Source organism: Bdellovibrio sp. BCCA (assembly GCF_037996825.1).
Classification (GTDB): Bacteria; Bdellovibrionota; Bdellovibrionia; order Bdellovibrionales; family Bdellovibrionaceae; genus Bdellovibrio.
Genome location: NZ_JBBNAC010000001.1, coordinates 3,633,474 through 3,648,953 on the forward strand (window position 1 = coordinate 3,633,474; position 15,480 = coordinate 3,648,953).

The window sequence follows — 15,480 nt, forward strand, 5'->3', positions numbered from 1 at the left end:
CTTATTGGCAGTTGTGAAATTCTTCGAAGTATCTTTGGCAGATGGAGTATTGCGAATTGCAGTCAGTCACATCTGTCGAATTGTATTGAGCGGCAGGACATGTGCGGGCAGGTCCGCGTTTAACTAGTGCTGTGAAATTTCCTTCACCCATGGCTTCGATCAACCTGTTGCCGGAATAAATTCTGTAGCGAATGTTATTCGTGCCATATTCCAACAAAGGCTTTTGGAAAAGTGTGGAGATCCACAAATTAAAAGCATCACGACTTTTTCCGCGTACGCCATCATATTCAACAATTTTAGAACGTGAAGAACCATCTTCGTGGGAAGCTGTCAGCTCAATTCTATCAGCACGTGCATCTTGAGGACCTACGAAGTAATCGTAAGCTTGAGGATCTAAAACAACATCACGGCAGGAGTAAACGGCAGAACCTGAGCCGTTAAAGCCGTTGCAGAAAACTCGAACTGTGCCTTGAATCGCAGAAGCTGTGAATTCGTTGCCGTGAGAAAAGCCGACATTGGCTTGGGCAAACGAACAAAATGCCAGAAGCAAAACAACTGTTTTCAACATCAGAAAAGGCCCCCTCTGCCTCGCCTTCGTTTTGTGCGGCTAGAGTAGGGCCTCTAATAGGGAGAATCAATAACTAGCGCGTCAAGACCTTCAATGTGTCCCAGGCCTTCAAGTAGCTAAATGCTTGATATGCTTGGTAATCTGACTTGAATAAACGCTCTCTTGGAGACAGTTTTTCTTCTTTTTTCGAGCCCACATCTTTCCACCATGCAAGGGCACCCTCTTCGGCTCCTTGTCGTGTGTCAAGCTTCTCTGCGGCCTTCTCACGATCACCTTTTAAGTGACCTGCGATATCGCCTTCACGAGTTGTTGGAGATTTCACAACGGCTTTTGCAAATGCTTCTGGATCCACATCTTCAATTTCAATATCAGGATGGATACCTTCAGCTTGGATCGACACTCCACTTGGAGTGTAGTAACGAGCCACCGTCAGTTTCAAACCGCTGCCATCACCAAGTTTAATCACGGATTGGACGGAGCCTTTACCGAACGTGCGTTGACCCACGATCAAAGCGCGTTTGTTATCCTGAAGAGCACCGGAAACAATCTCACTCGCACTCGCTGTGTATTCATTCACAAGAATCACGATTGGGAAGTTCGTGTACTGACCTTTTTTCGTCGCCACTGCCACTTCTTTATCATTCTTATTGCGACCAATTGTGCTGACGATGGTTCCTTCTTTTAAGAACATGTCACTCACTTTAACGGCTTGATCCAAAAGACCGCCTGGGTTTCTGCGAAGATCGATTAACAAACCAGCGATTTTGCCTTTTTCTTTTTGATGTTTCTCAATTGTTTTTTGCAAATCTTTGGCTGTGTTTTCGATGAAGCTTGTAACTTTGATATAAGCAAAGCCTTCACCCAAATCTGTGTATTTCACGGATTTGATTTTTACACTGCCGCGAACGACTGTGATGTCGCGAGGTTTTTCTTCACCATCACGCACGACACGCAAAACGATTTTGCTGCCTTTTTTTCCGCGCATTAACTGAGACGCTTCCACAAGGCTCATGCCTTTTGTGCTTGTCCCGTCAACCGCGATGACTTTGTCACCGGCTTTAATTCCGGCCTCCCAAGCAGGAGCATCTTCAATTGGAGAAATAATTGTGAGAACTCCGTTTTGGATAGAGATCTCAATACCCAATCCGCCGAACTCGCCACTGGTTTCAGTTTCGAAGTCTTTAAAAATATCCGGTGGCATAAAGTTCGTGTGAGGATCAAGTTCACGCAGCATCCCTTTGATGGCGCCGTAAACGAGTTTCTTCGTATTCACTTCTTCCACATAGTATTGCTGAATGAGATTTAAAACTTTGCTGAAGTTTTGAAGATCCGCATAACGTTCTTGGGCGAAAGCGCGAACTTGAAAACCGGATTCCGCCATGATGAAAAGAGTCACCAGCAAGATGGCTCCCAAGATGTAGGTTTTCCAGTAGCGTTTGAGTGATTGCATAGTGTTAGAGTCCTTTCATCCACTGCTGCGGGTCGTAGGGTTCTGAAAAATGTCTAATTTCGAAATATAATCCAGGGCTACTTTCCTGAGGAGCTTCACCCACAACCGCGATGATTTGCGATTGCGTGATCTCGTCCCCGGTACTTACCTTCACTTCTTGAGCGTGGGAATAGACACTGTAGTAGTGATCGCCATGATCAACAATCAACGTGGTTCCAAAACCCGGAAGTTCACCAACATAAGAAACTCGACCCTCAAAGATCGATTTGATCGGACTCCCCTTCGCCGCGGAAATAAAAATTCCCTTGTGAGAAAGAGTATAAGGGTGTTCCTCCCCTTTCATAAGTCCAAATTTTTGCGTGATCACACCTTGCAGAGGATGAGGAAGCTCCCCTTTTTGATCCGCAAAGGAAGGTTTGAAGAGAAGATCAAAGAGTCCAGCATCCTCGATATTGTACTGCAGGGACTTTTCGCGAAGACCGTTGATCTTGTTCATCGCAAAAAGCTTATTCTTACGAATCCCGTCGAGAATTTTGCCTTTAAGGTCCTGCTCACGGCGTAATTGTTTTTCTTGCGCAACGATTTTTAGTTCAACGCCCTTCAGACTTTCCAAACGGCCCGCCAAAGTTTTTCTTTTGTTTTGCAGGTCCTGAAGGTCGCGGCCGTAGTTTTTGATAAGCTCAAGATCTCGGGAAGCGACGATACCCATGATTTTAAGATTTCTTTCTAACGAGGCAGAACTCGTCGAAGAAAAAAGAAAACGCGCCATGGAAGCGCCACCCAGTTTGTAGATCGCACGAAGTCTTTCCGCCAGCAGAGCTCTTTGTGACTTTGAACGTTGATCCAGATCGTCCACTTTTTGGGTTAAAGTTCGCACGTTGACTTCTAAAAAGGCTCTTTGTTGCGAAAGCTCCCCTTTTTCCGTCACGATTTTTTTGATTTTTTTATTGAGCTGGTAAAGAGCCGAAAGAACCTGGCGCTGTTTGATCTCGGCATCTTCAATGCGTTTTTTTTGCGCTTCAAAGTCTTTCGCCAAATTATCAACATCCGTGGCAGCGTGTGCTCCCAAAGACAAAGACAATCCCACAGCTAAAAGACTTTGCATCCACTTCAAAGAATTACCCCTGACTTCCGGCATAGCCGTCATTCAAACGACGCACGCACAGATACGAGGCCAAAGCTCCAAGGCATGTCCCACCAATAATAAATACGGCGATCATAAGAGGGCTAATAAACAAAAGATGTTCTCCGATTTGCAGGAAACTTAGCTTCGTCACCAGAAGATTTTTAATTCCGACAAACAAAGTAAAACAAAGAACCACAGCCAGAGTGGAAGAACCCAATCCCAGGGCCGCCCCTTCCATCATAAAAGGTTTGCGAATCATAGAGGAAGTCGCACCGATCATTTCCAGCACAACGATTTCTTCTTTACGATTCTGGATGGAGGCACGAATGGCGTTGGAAATCACGAAGAGCGCAGCAATCACAATTACGAAACCCAAAAGCTGCATGGTTGTTTGAATGGCTGTGACAAGAGCCGCATATTTTTCAACCCAGTCTTGACCGTAACTCACTTCATCGACGCCTTGAAGTCCTTTGATTTGCGAAGACAAACTGCTTAAAACTTGAGTTTGTTCCGCCGCACTTACGTTATCAGCCAGGCGCACTTGAAAACTAGAAGGGATTAGTTTTAGAAGCTCTTCATCTTGTGCAATATCCGGAGCATAACTGGCTAATTGAGACCGAAAATCTCCTAAAGCTTTTTCTTGAGTGACGAGTTTGATTTCACCCACTTTACCCGTGGCTTTGATTTTTTCTTCGATCTCTTGACGACCTTTATCCGAAAGGTCTTGGGAAAGATAGACAGTCATCTGAACGTCTTCACCCCAAAGTGTCAGAAGATTTTTAAAATTTTGCGATAGAAGCAGCGTCGAACCCATCACAACAAAACAAGCCGTGACGACGACAAGAGTTGAAACTTTCAAAGCCCAGTTTTTTTGTGGAGCTCTCATTTAGAGTCTCCCACGATCATGCCATCGCGAAGTTCCAGGGTTCTTTTCTTTCTTCTTTTCACCATCTCATGATCGTGAGTTGCAACAAATACCGTCGTTCCTTGTGCACAGACGCGCTCTAAAAGATCCATGATTTCTTCGCTTAAACGCGGATCTAAATTCCCCGTCGGCTCATCGGCTATCAGAACCCCTGGTTGATGAACGATCGCACGAGCGATCGCCGTTCTTTGTTGCTCACCGCCAGAAATATAATCGGGATATTGATCATGTTTGTGAGCCAAGCCCACCTGTTCTAAGACTTCATACACACGACGCTGAATTGCAGGAGCACTGTCACCGCGAATTTGCAAAGGCAAAGCAACGTTTTCAAAAATCGTTCTGTCTTTAAGAAGTTTAAAATCTTGAAAGACAACGCCGATTTTTCGTCTGAAAAGAGGAACCTGAGAATCTTTGATTGAAAGAAGATTGTATCCCGCAACCTGAACATCACCTGACGTGGCAATATCGTATGCTGAGATCATTTTAAATAGAGTTGTTTTACCTGCGCCACTGGGACCCGTTAGAAAAACGAACTCACCTTTGTCGATCCGCAGATCCACATTTTTTAGAGCATGAACCGGGCCGGGATAAGTCTTATAGACATGCGAGAATTCAATCATCCTTCTATCTTATGAAAGACCAAGAGAGATGAGTACTCGCCCGAAGTCGAGTTTTAGGGCATTCCCCCTGCCATGAGGGTATCAATGATCGTGGAATGCTGACGACGCAGAGCAAGCTTGATCGCTTCTTCCGTCTGAGACGAGCCCAAACGCAGAACCGTATCATAGGGAGTTTTGATCGTTTTCATCACAGCGCCGTTACAAAAGATGCGGCTGACCAGAAATGGATTCTGCAATCCCCAGTCTTCCGTTTGTACGTGATATTTTTGGCCGCGAACCGTGATGTCTGAATTAAAACCTTTTTGCACTTTTACAAAACCTCAGTGCTAAAACTTATCAGAAAATTTGTTCGATCTCACTAAATTTCTCTTGAGGCTCTTACGCAATTGAAACTAAAGTCAATGGGTGTAAATCAAAGGAGATTTAACAATGAGATTGTTCCAGTATGTTGTTGGTGCGTGTGTAATTTTAAGTTCTCTGTCTGCTTACTCTGCAGAGCCTTTCACGGGAGAAGCTGAAGCCGGTGCTATTATCGTGAGCGGCAACAATGATTCCGAAAGTTATAATGCGAAAGCAAAGACCGTTTATACTCACGAAAAAAATGTTTACAGCGCATTTGGTCGTTATTTGAAAACGACATCTGCTGGAACTGAAAGCGCTCGTAATTGGGAAATCGGTGCTCGCTACGAAAGAGAATTGACAGACTACCTTGGTGTTTTTGTCGGGCAAAAAGCGGAAAGTGATATCTTTAACGGCTACATCCAAAGGGATTCAACAGACGCGGGTCTTAAATATTACTTGATCAAGAGCGATGAAATGAACTGGACTGTGGAAGCCGGTTATCGTTACCAAAAAACTCTTCCTACAGCGGGCGGATCCACTCACGACAACATGGGTCGTTTGTACACAGAGTTTAACAAAGCCTTGGATAAAACTTTGTCGTTCAAATACTGGGCTGAGTATTTGCCAAACTTTACTGAAACAGATGCCTACCTTGCGAATACAGAAGCTTCTCTGAATATCATGTTGAACTCTGTTTTCTCTTTGAAGCTTGCTTACTTGTTACAATACCAAAATGTTCCGCCAGCAAGTGGCAAATACACGACAACTACAACTACTATGAACCTTGTTGCAAAGTTCTAATAAGAAAGGACGTTTCACATGTTTAAGGAATTTAAAGCGTTTATCATGCGAGGCAATGTCCTCGATCTGGCAGTCGGTATCATCATCGGAGCGGCTTTCGGAAAGATCGTTTCTTCTTTCGTTGCTGACGTATTGACTCCGATCATCAGCTTGGGTCTTGGCAAAGTTGATTTCTCAAACCTGTTCGTTGCATTGAATGGTGAAAGTTACGCTACATTAGACGCAGCAAAAAAAGCAGGTGCAGCGACTGTGAACTACGGTCTTTTCATCAATGCTGTGATTGATTTTCTGATCGTGGCTTTCGCTATCTTCATGATCGTGCGCATGGCGAATAAGTTCAAAAAAGAGGACGTTCCACCACCACCAAATACAAAAGAATGCCCAGAGTGTCTTTCGACGATTCCTTTGAAAGCCCGCAAGTGCTCTCAATGTGGAAGTGCTCAAGCTGTTTAATTAAAAATTGACAGATATTTTAAAGAGCCCAAGAGAACATCTTGGGCTCTTTTCTTTTATATAATAGATAGAAACTCTTCGTCTCACTTTGATACGTAAACCTTTTGGGCGCACCTGCCGATAATTGGTACTGCTATTGCATCATCTATTTTCATCGGGGAGGAACTCAAATGAATAAGATTTCAGGCAAAACCAACAAAACAGTTGTCAAAATCTTTATCAACATCCTAGTAAGCGCGGCGCTGCTTCCTCACTATAGTGCTTTCGCGGCGGACAAAGCGACCCTTGCAGTAACAGCAGCAAGCAATCCTGATGCGGCTAAAGCTGTTGCTGACGCACTTAAAGAAGATCGCGAGGCTGCAGCCAAAGACAAAGAAGCTCAGCTTTGCAAACAAGCCACAGACAAAATCGACGAAGCGACTCGCAAAATCGGTGAAGCTTGTAGAAAAGCGGGAATGTCAGGAAGCTCTAATTGCGTTTCTAAAGCTCGCAGTTGTGCTGACGAATCTGGAACGGATTCATTTGATACTGTCGGCGCTTTTGCCACAGTTCTTGGTGTTCCTGCAGGAGCTGCGGCTGGGATCGGCTCAGCCTGCCCACAAATGAACGGTCGCGATTATTTCGCTGAAAAAGACAAAATCCAGAAAGAAATCAAAGATACAGAAAAGGAATTGGCGGAGTTGAACGACGACAAAGCCAATCTTCAGGATGACTACAATAAAGAGATGCAAAAAATCCAGGAGACTTTAACGAAGGCTCAGGAAGACTACAAAAAGAAAGAGTCTGAGCTTGATCAAGAAGAGCGCGAGCGCATCGCTGAGTTCAACAACAGTCAAAACCAAGCTAAAGAATCTATGCGTAAAAAAGGATCTGAGATCTTAAACTTGCGCGGTCAGTTGACTCAACTTCAACGCGACAAAGCTCGTTCTTTAAATTTGATGTCTGAAAGTGCGGGGAAACGTAAGTGCGTCTCTGATTTGGCTAAAATGAAAGCTGATTATGAAAAAATGTATTCTAGCTCAGCCGTTTCAAGCTCCAATCATATTGCTCAAGCTAAAAAGAAAAAGCAGGAGATGATTGATTTCTATAACACTTGCATGAACGACTTCAATCAACAGCGCATTGCTTTGAACGAACAAACTCGCCAGAAGCAAGAAGACTTGGATAAGCAAATTCGCGATGCACAATCTTCTTTGGACGAGATTCAAAACAGCCTAACATTGGCAAATAACCAGCTTGATGAAATGAAACAGGCCACTGTTAAAAAGAAAACGGACGCTCTTCAAAGCGTTATCGATTTGGGCACGCGTTCACAACAACAAATGCAAGCGGCTTATACAAAACTTCAAGAGAACTTAAAAACTTTGGCTGCGAAACAAGCAAGTTTGCAAGCAGCACTTAATCGCGCCAATCAAGCTCTTATGACCTTAGGTCCTGCTCCTAAGTCAAAGAGTTCAGAGTATACTCCGGGTGATGCTTCCGGTGAGATCGATGCACAAATCAGTGTCATTGAACGCGCGAAGTATGGTCTTCCTGCAAGTTGCAACGACACGGTTTCAAAAGCCGTGAAAGAAGCTCAAAAAACTTACGGAACGAAGTAAGAGGAACCCAGCCTAAGGCCTAGTATAGATAGTAGACCCTACCCAATCACACTGTTAGAATGGGGGCTTATTAAAGGAGCCCCCGCCTGTGTTAAAGAAGATCTTACTGTTTATCGTCGCTCTTGGTCTTATTGGAATTCTCAGTCTTTATTTGATCGTTAAGTCTGTCCAATCAGGTCTTCCACAACTCATCACCGTTAAAGATTACGAACCACTTCTTGTGAGCCAAGTTTTTGATCGCAATGGCAAACGCATCGGTGAGTTTTTGCGTGAAAGAAGAACACTGGTTGCTTACGACAAAATTCCTAAAAACCTAGTGAATGCTTTCTTGGCGGCCGAAGACGATCAGTTCTTCCAACACAAAGGCATCAATCCTCAAGCGATCTTCCGTGCGGCTCTTGCAAACTTGCGCGCAGGACGTTCAGTGCAAGGGGGATCAACGATCACTCAGCAGGTTGCAAAGACTTTACTTCTTTCTTCAGAAAAAACTTTGACACGTAAATTGCGCGATATCTTGCTTGCTCTAGAGATGGAAAAAAACTTAAGCAAAGAAGATATTTTGTATCTTTACTTGAACCAGATTTATTTTGGTCAAGGTGCGCACGGTATCGAACAAGCAGCACAAGTTTATTATCGTAAATCGGTCAGTAAATTAACTTTGCCTGAAATGGCAATTCTTGCAGGTTTGCCGCAAGCACCAAGCGGTTATAGCCCTGTTCGCAATCCTTTAAGAGCCAAAGAAAGACAGATGTACGTGCTTCGTCGTATGGCTGATGTGGGCTATATCTCTAAAGCCGAAGCAGAAGTTGCGATCAAAGAACCTGTGAAAGTTTACGTGCGTGAGAACTACGAAGAGTATGCTCCGTTCTTCTTAGAAACAGTTCGCCAGCTTCTCGTAGCGCAACTGGGTGAAGACATGGTTTTGGATAAAGGTCTTCGCATCTACACAAGCTTGGATCTGGATAAACAATTGGCAGCGCAAGAGTCCGTGCTTGCAGGTCTTAAAGCTTTGGATAAGCGCCAAGGTTATCGTGGCCCTTTAAAAAATCTTTCAGAGGCTGACGATATTGCAGAGTTCTTAAAAGAAAATCAGAAGAAACTGATTTCTGACTTCACTCCTGAAAGAACCATTCTTCCGGACGGAAAATTCGCTGACATTGTTCCAACAAAAAATGCGAAAGACTCAAAAGAGCATCCTCTTCTTCCTCCGTACATCAAGATCAATGACACTGTTCAAGGTGTTGTGACGAATGTGGATGATGCTTCGGGATTGGTTTATATCTCTTTGCCTGAAACACAAGGTTTGATTGATATCGAAACAATGACTTGGGCACGTAAGCCTGACACAGAAGCCCGCTTCGATCTAGCCGCGATCAAAAAACCTTCGGAAGCGTTAAAAAAAGGTGACGTGATTTTAGTTAAAGTCGTGGCTGACAAGTTTTCTTCGAATCGTTTGGCGAATGCCGCAAAGAAAAAAACTCCGACGCAAGCCTTGCCTGATTTCTCCAAATTCCTAGCATTGGAATTGGATCAAGAGCCGCAAGTCGAAGGTGCTTTGATTTCATTTGATCAAAGCTCGCAAGACATCGTGGCTATGGTGGGTGGCGCAAGTTTTGGAAAATCCGAATTCAATCGCGCCATCCAAGCTCCCCGTCAAACCGGTTCAGCGTTTAAGGCCATTGTTTATGCATCGGCTTTAGACAAGGGCTACAATCCTGCGACACCGATTATGGATGCGCCGATTGTTTATGAAGAAGGCGGCAATGCGGATGATTCCGAAGGACAAGGCGATCCGAAAGTTTGGAAGCCTTCAAATCACTCGAAGAGTTTCGGTGGAGACATTCTTTTCCGCAATGCTCTTGTGAAGTCTTTGAATATTCCAACAGTCAAAATTATCGAAGACGTGGGTGTACCTTGGGCAACAGAGTATGCAAGACGTTTAGGAATTTATTCCCCGCTGAATCCTGATTTTACATTGGCCCTTGGATCCAGCAGCGTGACTTTGTATGAAATGACAAAAGTATTTGCGGAGTTCGGGCGACTTGGAAAGCGCATTTCTCCGCTTCTTATTCACAAGGTTGAAGATGCGAATGGAAAAGTTTTAATTCAAAACGTTTCTTTGGATACACGCTTTGATAAAGAAATCAAAACTATCTCAGATGATTTTGAAACTCGTCGTAAAGCGTATTTAGAAATGGTGAATGACCCTGCGAAACTCGAAGAGCTTCAGAAGAAGGATCCGAAACATGCAAAATTGGACGATAAAATTTTCTTCCAAGATGCAGATCAATTGATCCGTCCAACAACGGCATATGTGATGACGACATTGCTGAAAGGTGTTGTCGAAGATCCAGGTGGAACCGGAGGACGTGCTCGCGCTGTCGGTCGCGAAGTTGCTGGTAAAACAGGAACGACGAACAACTACTTTGACGCGTGGTTTATCGGTTACAGCCCGCAAATTGCCACAGGCGTTTGGGTGGGTTTTGACAAAGAAAAAAGTATTGGTAAGGGCGAGGTCGGTGGACGTGCGGCGTTACCTATTTGGGTCGATTACATGAAAGCGGCTCACGACGGACTGCCTCAGATGACTTTCCCAGTGCCGGAAGGAATCGTGTTTGCTAATATCGACGCCGACACTGGCAAACTCGCTTCAGCTGCGACGAAGAAAATCATTCGTCAGGCCTTTGTTGAAGGAACAGAACCTACAGCTTCTTCAAATAAGGCCGAAGAAGCCACAGACTTTTACAAACAGGATTTATCAGAATGAAAGATATTCACCTCTGGGGGGTGAAACAAAACAATTTAAAAAACATTGAGGTCAAAATTCCCGTCGGATCTATGACGGTGATTTGCGGCCCCAGTGGTTCAGGTAAGTCATCGCTTGCCTTCGAGACTCTTTTTGCCGAAGGCCAGCGCCGCTTTATTGAAAGCATGTCCAACTATGCTCGTCAGTTTCTGAACAAAGCCCCAAAGCCTGACATTGAAGGCATCAATAATATTCCTCCGGCGATTTCAATTGAGCAAAAAAATACGGTGAAGAGTTCTCGCTCTACGGTGGGAACGACAACTGAGATCATTGACTATCTTCGTTTGCTCTATGAAAAAATCGGTAAATCTTACTGCCCGATTCATCACTGCCCCACGGAAAAAGAAAGTGTCACTGAAGCCACAGACAAAGTGATTAAAAGTTTTTCTGGCAAGCGCGGTTACATTCTTGTGGAGATCACCGAAGAAGGCCGTGTCGCTCAAGGTAAGAAACTGCATTCGCTCCTTTTGCAAGATGGATATTTGCGTATCTATGTTCCAAAAGTGGCGGAGGTAAAAGCTCCGGCAAAGGCGACCAAAAAAGCTGCTGGCAAAAAAACTTCAAAAAAAGAAACTGTTGAAGTCGTTCCAACAAATCCTGGTGGTGTGACCCAAGAAGAAATGGGTACCGTACTTGAGATTGGTGATGCAGCAGCAATTAAAAAAGGTCTTCCGAAAGAAACGTTTTATCTAGTTATTGACCGTATGAGCTTTAACGAAGATGAACGTGGTCGTATTGCCGATTCTCTAACTCAAGCGTATGAAGCGAGTATCAAATACAATACAACTCTGGTCACTCGCAGAGCGACGATCCTCACAACAGAAGGTCAACGCCTGCAAGTCAGTGAAGAGGCTTCGTGTCCTGTTTGCGGTTACACTCCACCGCCATTGAGTTCTCGTCTTTTTAGTTTTAATTCACCGATTGGCGCTTGTCCTACTTGTAAAGGCTTCGGAAATATTTTGGATATTGACGAAGAAAAAGTAATCCCGAATCCGAATCTCAGTTTGGCTCAAGGTGCTTTAAGTCCTTTCTGGATGCCCAGTGCTTCGCATGAGAAAAAACAACTTCTGGCGTATTGCAAGAAAGCGAAGATCGACGTTCATACTCCATGGAAAGATCTTCCGAAAGAACATCGCGATACGATTTGGAACGGCAATAAAGAATTTTTCGGCGTGCGAGGGCTTTTTGAATATTTGGATCAAATCAAATACAAAATGCACGTGCGTGTATTCATCTCGCGTTTCCGCAGTCCTTTCTTGTGTCCAACTTGTAAGGGTGCTCGTTTGCGCAATGAAGCCAATCACGTTTTGATTGCAAGTTCCAACATCAACGATCTTTCCTCCGTGACGATTGAAGAACTTCATGGCTTTTTCCAAAAGTTAGAAGTGACGCCTCATCAGCAGGAAGTGGCTGGTGAAGTTTTAAAACAAATCCGTTCGCGCTTAGAATTTTTAATGCGTGTTGGGGTTCATTACTTGTCACTGAACCGTGAAACCAGAACTCTCTCTGGCGGTGAATACCAGCGTTTGATTTTGGCAAATCAATTAGGCATGGGCTTATCACAAGCCTTGTATGTTCTTGATGAGCCGACCGTGGGTTTGCATCCTCGCGATAATGATCGACTGATTTCAATTCTTAAAGATCTTAAAGAACTTGGAAATACCCTTGTGATCGTAGAACACGATCATGACGTGATTAAATCCAGTGAGCATATCATTGAGATGGGTCCAGGATCTGGATATCTCGGTGGAGAAGTCGTTTACTCTGGAACGACTGAAAATTTTTATAACTACGAAAAATCAAACACAGTTCCTTACTTAAAACCTTCTAAGCACAATGCTCCTTTACGCACGATTCGTCCTGTGGACGTTGAAACTTATAAGGTGAAACTGGAGCTTAAAGGTGCGAAAGGTCACAACTTAAAAAATCTGGATGTGACAATTCCACTTAATCGTTTGGTGACAGTGACTGGAGTCAGCGGTTCAGGAAAATCGACTTTGATTTCAAAAACCCTGTACCCGGCTTTGGCGCGCGCTCTGGATTTGGAATATCTTCCGGCACAAGATTATGCCGCCCTTGAAGGTGTTGAGCATATTAAAAATGTGCTTCTGATTGACCAGTCTCCGATTGGAAAATCAGCGCGCAGTTCGCCGATTACTTACTTAAAAGCCTTCGATGCCATCCGCTCGATCATGGCGACAACTCAGGAAGCGCAGGCTCGTGGTTATACTCCTGGAACATTCAGCTTGAATGTCGATGGAGGTCGTTGCCCTGCTTGCAAAGGAACGGGTTATGAAGAAATCGATATGATGTTCATGGATAACGTTGTGATTCCATGTGATGTCTGCGATGGAAAAAAATACCGTCCTGAGATTCTTGAGATTCAGTATAAAAATAAAAATATTCATGAAATTCTTTCGATGACTGTGAATGAAGCTATGAACTTTTTCGTGGCTCATCCGAACATCCGTAAGCCTTTAAGCGTTCTTAAAGAAGTAGGCCTGGATTATCTGCAATTAGGTCAGCCAGCCAACTCTTTAAGCGGTGGTGAGTCTCAGCGCCTTAAAATCGCTAAGGAGCTTTCTCAGGTTCAACAGAAATCGACTTTGTACATCCTGGATGAACCGACAACGGGGCTTCATTTCCGCGAAGTGGACCTTTTAATGAAGGTTCTAAACAAGCTCATTGAAACTGGCGGCAGTGTCGTCGTGGTAGAGCATAATCTCGATGTGATTCGCAGTTCCGATTATATTATTGACCTCGGGCCAGAAGCGGGTAAAAAAGGCGGAAACATCGTGGCCGTGGGCTCTCCGAGTGACGTTATGAAGGTCAAAAAGAGTCTGACGGGTCAGTACTTAAAACGCTATATCGACGGGACCGCCTAGTCCCCGTTAGACGGAAGTAGAATGCTACCAGAGATTAAAAAGCTAGTTGCAGAATTAAAACCTCACAAAAGCCGAATCAGCGTTGTCGCTGTCACTGGAATTGTAAATGCACTAGCTACAGCTCGTTTGGCATTCCTATCCAAAGTTCTTTTTGATGCTCTTTCAGCAAACAATCAACAAGAGTTGATGAAACAAGTTCCTATCGTTATTGGTCTTGGTTTTATTCAGGCTTTGGCGCGTTACTATCACATCTACAACATGAACTTCGTTGCTGAAAGTGTCGTATCAACGATTCGTGAAAAGCTTCAATACAAGTTCATGCGTTTAAATCTTTCTTTCCACAACAACTACGCGGCAGGTTCCGGTGGATTGATCAGTCGTATCTTGAACGATATTAAAATCATTCAAGACGGCCTTCGTGTTGTCGCTGATATTTTCCTTTATCCGCTTTTGTTAGTGGGTCTTATTGCCAACTTGATCATCATTGACTGGAAATTGACTCTGGCGGTTCTTGTGATTGCGCCATTGATCGGAGTTGTTCTTAAGTCGATTGCTCGCAGTATGCGTAAGTATATTCCTCAAGAGCGTGAAGTCTTGGAGTACATGACTTCAACGATTAAAGAAAGTCTGGATGGCGTTCGTATTATTCAATCCTTCAATCTTGAAAAGGATATGAATAAACGCCTGGTTGATGAAACAAACAAGTATCTCGACATTCGCAAAACAATTTACAAACGCCAGGAAGCTGCGGGTCCTGCAACAGAGTTCATCGCCACAGCGATTGTTCCTTTGATTCTTCTTTATAACAGCTATGAGATTGCAGCCGGACGCGGAACTGCGGGTAACTTTATTGGATTCGTGGCTTCACTTTTGATGGTGAATGCGCCGATTAAGAAAATCCAAGAAGCTTATGTTCGCATCCAAGAAGTCGTAATCTCAATTCGTCGTATTTTTGATATCATCGAAAATCCGTCGGAAGTTCGTGAAACTGCGAACCCTGTTCCTTTCCCAAAAAATTGGAAAAAGATCACTTATAGAAACGTCACATTCAGCTACGGCAAGGACACAATCCTTAAGAACGTGAATCTTGAAATCAACCGTGGTGAAGTCGTCGCCCTTGTGGGCGCCAGCGGCAGTGGTAAGTCAACGATCGTGAATTTGTTAGAAAGATTCTTCGACGCGACTTCTGGTGAAATTTTATTTGATGACGTGAACATCTTAGACATGGATCTTAAAGATCTTCGTCGCAATATTGCTCTTGTCACTCAAGACGTGTTCCTTTTCAGTGATACGATTGAAAAGAACATTTGGGCTGGCGACTACACACGGGATCGCGCCAAAGTTGTGGATATGGCAAAATTGGCCAATGCCCATGACTTTATTATGAAAATGCCAGCGAACTATCAAAGCCGCGTTGGCGACCGCGGAAGCCTACTTTCCGGTGGTGAAAAACAACGTGTGAGCATTGCGCGCGCGATGTTTAAAGATGCTCCCCTGCTGATCCTGGATGAAGCGACAAGTGCTCTCGATACAGCGAGCGAAATCGAAGTTCAAAAAGGGATCGATCATTTGATGGAAGGTCGTACAGCCCTCGTTGTAGCGCATAGACTTTCGACAATCCAAAAGGCCGACAAAATCGTTGTCCTTAAAAACGGAGAAATTGCTGAGATCGGCAACCACGAAAACTTGCTCAATCAGCAAGGTGAGTACTTCCGTTTCCACAGCCTTCAACATACCTAAGAACTGCAAACAGTTTCGACGAAATGGCGTCGGAACTCTTCGACATCACATTAGAATACACGAACAATTTGTATTAGTCTGAGACATGCGTACACGTCTTAAGTCTAGGTTTGCACGCTTTTTAGACAGTCTTCTAAAGTTCGTCTACTTTCTTGACGATAAA

Annotated in this window: 12 protein-coding genes; 6 read left to right on the top strand and 6 right to left on the bottom strand. The window is 44.1% G+C overall.

Features of this window, described 5'->3' with window-relative positions; translation table 11 throughout:
* Nucleotide 1: 1 nt before the first annotated feature.
* The 6 genes from AAAA78_RS17660 to AAAA78_RS17685 all read right to left on the bottom strand — a co-directional run bounded on the left by AAAA78_RS17660 (nucleotide 2) and on the right by AAAA78_RS17685 (nucleotide 4,997).
* A complete protein-coding gene (locus AAAA78_RS17660; protein WP_340593454.1) occupies nucleotides 2–568 on the bottom strand; it encodes a hypothetical protein in 567 nt (188 codons plus the stop codon).
* A gap of 73 nt (nucleotides 569–641) precedes the next feature.
* Nucleotides 642–2,018: a S41 family peptidase gene (locus AAAA78_RS17665; RefSeq protein WP_340593455.1), complete on the bottom strand. Its 1,377-nt coding sequence runs from the start codon at nucleotides 2,016–2,018 to the stop codon at nucleotides 642–644.
* A gap of 4 nt (nucleotides 2,019–2,022) precedes the next feature.
* On the bottom strand, nucleotides 2,023–3,123 hold the full coding sequence (locus AAAA78_RS17670; protein ID WP_340593643.1) for a murein hydrolase activator EnvC family protein: 1,101 nt from the start codon (nucleotides 3,121–3,123) through the stop codon (nucleotides 2,023–2,025).
* Between the two features lie 13 nt (nucleotides 3,124–3,136).
* Complete coding sequence (locus AAAA78_RS17675) at nucleotides 3,137–4,030, bottom strand: cell division protein FtsX (RefSeq protein WP_340593457.1); 894 nt, start codon at nucleotides 4,028–4,030, stop codon at nucleotides 3,137–3,139.
* Entirely contained in the window at nucleotides 4,027–4,689 is a 663-nt protein-coding gene (ftsE, locus tag AAAA78_RS17680) for a cell division ATP-binding protein FtsE (RefSeq protein WP_340593458.1), read from the bottom strand. Before ftsE ends, AAAA78_RS17675 begins: the two co-directional genes overlap by 4 nt.
* A 53-nt stretch (nucleotides 4,690–4,742) precedes the next feature.
* Nucleotides 4,743–4,997, bottom strand: a complete 255-nt coding sequence (locus tag AAAA78_RS17685) for a hypothetical protein (RefSeq protein ID WP_340593459.1) — start codon at nucleotides 4,995–4,997, stop codon at nucleotides 4,743–4,745.
* Between the two features lie 121 nt (nucleotides 4,998–5,118).
* Here AAAA78_RS17685 and AAAA78_RS17690 point away from each other — a divergent pair, with 121 nt between their 5' ends.
* The 6 genes from AAAA78_RS17690 to AAAA78_RS17715 all read left to right on the top strand — a co-directional run bounded on the left by AAAA78_RS17690 (nucleotide 5,119) and on the right by AAAA78_RS17715 (nucleotide 15,317).
* Complete coding sequence (locus AAAA78_RS17690; RefSeq protein ID WP_340593460.1) at nucleotides 5,119–5,832, top strand: DUF481 domain-containing protein; 714 nt, start codon at nucleotides 5,119–5,121, stop codon at nucleotides 5,830–5,832.
* 18 nt (nucleotides 5,833–5,850) lie between these two features.
* Nucleotides 5,851–6,285 (top strand): large conductance mechanosensitive channel protein MscL, encoded by a 435-nt coding sequence (gene mscL, locus AAAA78_RS17695; RefSeq protein WP_295902526.1) that lies wholly within the window; start codon nucleotides 5,851–5,853, stop codon nucleotides 6,283–6,285.
* A 170-nt stretch (nucleotides 6,286–6,455) separates the two neighbouring features.
* A complete protein-coding gene (locus tag AAAA78_RS17700) occupies nucleotides 6,456–7,886 on the top strand; it encodes a hypothetical protein (protein ID WP_340593461.1) in 1,431 nt (476 codons plus the stop codon).
* An 88-nt stretch (nucleotides 7,887–7,974) separates the two neighbouring features.
* The gene (locus AAAA78_RS17705) at nucleotides 7,975–10,653 is read left to right on the top strand and encodes a penicillin-binding protein 1A (RefSeq protein ID WP_340593463.1); all 2,679 of its coding nucleotides are present in this window, start codon (nucleotides 7,975–7,977) and stop codon (nucleotides 10,651–10,653) included.
* A complete protein-coding gene (uvrA, locus tag AAAA78_RS17710; protein WP_340593465.1) occupies nucleotides 10,650–13,577 on the top strand; it encodes an excinuclease ABC subunit UvrA in 2,928 nt (975 codons plus the stop codon). Before AAAA78_RS17705 ends, uvrA begins: the two co-directional genes overlap by 4 nt.
* A gap of 21 nt (nucleotides 13,578–13,598) precedes the next feature.
* The gene (locus AAAA78_RS17715) at nucleotides 13,599–15,317 is read left to right on the top strand and encodes an ABC transporter ATP-binding protein (RefSeq protein WP_340593466.1); all 1,719 of its coding nucleotides are present in this window, start codon (nucleotides 13,599–13,601) and stop codon (nucleotides 15,315–15,317) included.
* The last annotated feature ends 163 nt before the right edge of the window (nucleotides 15,318–15,480 follow it).

Bases quoted from the DNA above. Each gene is read 5' to 3' on its own strand.
- AAAA78_RS17660 (WP_340593454.1), bottom strand. From the start codon at position 568: ATGTTGAAAACAGTTGTTTTGCTTCTGGCATTTTGTTCGTTTGCCCAA.
- AAAA78_RS17665 (WP_340593455.1), bottom strand. From the start codon at position 2,018: ATGCAATCACTCAAACGCTACTGGAAAACCTACATCTTGGGAGCCATC.
- AAAA78_RS17670 (WP_340593643.1), bottom strand. From the start codon at position 3,123: ATGCAAAGTCTTTTAGCTGTGGGATTGTCTTTGTCTTTGGGAGCACAC.
- AAAA78_RS17675 (WP_340593457.1), bottom strand. From the start codon at position 4,030: ATGAGAGCTCCACAAAAAAACTGGGCTTTGAAAGTTTCAACTCTTGTC.
- ftsE (WP_340593458.1), bottom strand. From the start codon at position 4,689: ATGATTGAATTCTCGCATGTCTATAAGACTTATCCCGGCCCGGTTCAT.
- AAAA78_RS17690 (WP_340593460.1), top strand. From the start codon at position 5,119: ATGAGATTGTTCCAGTATGTTGTTGGTGCGTGTGTAATTTTAAGTTCT.
- mscL (WP_295902526.1), top strand. From the start codon at position 5,851: ATGTTTAAGGAATTTAAAGCGTTTATCATGCGAGGCAATGTCCTCGAT.
- AAAA78_RS17700 (WP_340593461.1), top strand. From the start codon at position 6,456: ATGAATAAGATTTCAGGCAAAACCAACAAAACAGTTGTCAAAATCTTT.
- uvrA (WP_340593465.1), top strand. From the start codon at position 10,650: ATGAAAGATATTCACCTCTGGGGGGTGAAACAAAACAATTTAAAAAAC.
- AAAA78_RS17715 (WP_340593466.1), top strand. From the start codon at position 13,599: ATGCTACCAGAGATTAAAAAGCTAGTTGCAGAATTAAAACCTCACAAA.